1 protein-coding gene and 1 pseudogene are annotated in these 673 nt (G+C 59.4%); both read left to right on the forward strand.

What is annotated here, in order from left to right; translation table 11 throughout:
• Positions 1–495 (forward strand): hypothetical protein (locus tag EOA86_RS37240; RefSeq protein WP_128345873.1); only part of this gene is annotated, 495 nt, incomplete at its 5' end.
• Positions 492–673 (forward strand): annotated as a pseudogene (locus tag EOA86_RS39790) (thermonuclease family protein); the annotation flags it as partial. The gene EOA86_RS37240 and the pseudogene EOA86_RS39790, both read left to right, overlap by 4 nt.

Here is a 673-nt window from a genome sequence, read left to right on the forward strand (position 1 = left end):
GTGCTGGTCGTCGAGTATTACGACGGTTCCGGTAAGGTCGTGGACCGCACGGGCTATGCGTCTGAGGCTGGTTACAAGGCCGTCTCCCCGACAGACTTTCGCGCTGATGAAAAAACGACGCTGCATCTTTTCGGGCTCGAGCCGTGTCAGGGCGAGATGGTCAACCGCAAGGAAGACTTCGCCGGGGCGTGCTCCGCATTCGCCCAAGAGCAGCTTCAGATCATGTTGAAAAGCCCGAAGGTGATTTTCTGCCGCGCGTTTGTGAGTGAGCAGAACGCCGCGAAGCAGAATGCGACCTGCTACGGCTACTACAACTACCCGGGCAGTCTCGACACTGTCGACATGTTCGAAGAACAGCTTTTGTCACTTGGAGCGCTTCGGCTCGCCAAAAAGCCGGACGGAACATACGTCCGCCCGGATCTCGCAAAGGCGGAGGAAATCGGCAAGGCGGGGTCCTACGGCATGTGGGCCGATCCACGGGCAAAATCACAATGAGAAGGCTTCTCGCCATTCTCGGTGTCGCGCTAGCTCCGGTGGCAGCAGCCGCAGCACCAGCCGGTTACTTCGATCTCCAGCCAGGTGTCACGCTCGAAACCGGCGACACGTGGGTTTCAGACGGGCTGCGCTACCGTCTCTTTGGCGTCCAGTCATGCCTACGTGGTACGCCCTACAC

Origin of the sequence: Mesorhizobium sp. M5C.F.Ca.IN.020.32.2.1, from assembly GCF_004023105.1 — a bacterium.
Taxonomy (GTDB): Bacteria; Pseudomonadota; Alphaproteobacteria; order Rhizobiales; family Rhizobiaceae; genus Mesorhizobium; species Mesorhizobium wenxiniae.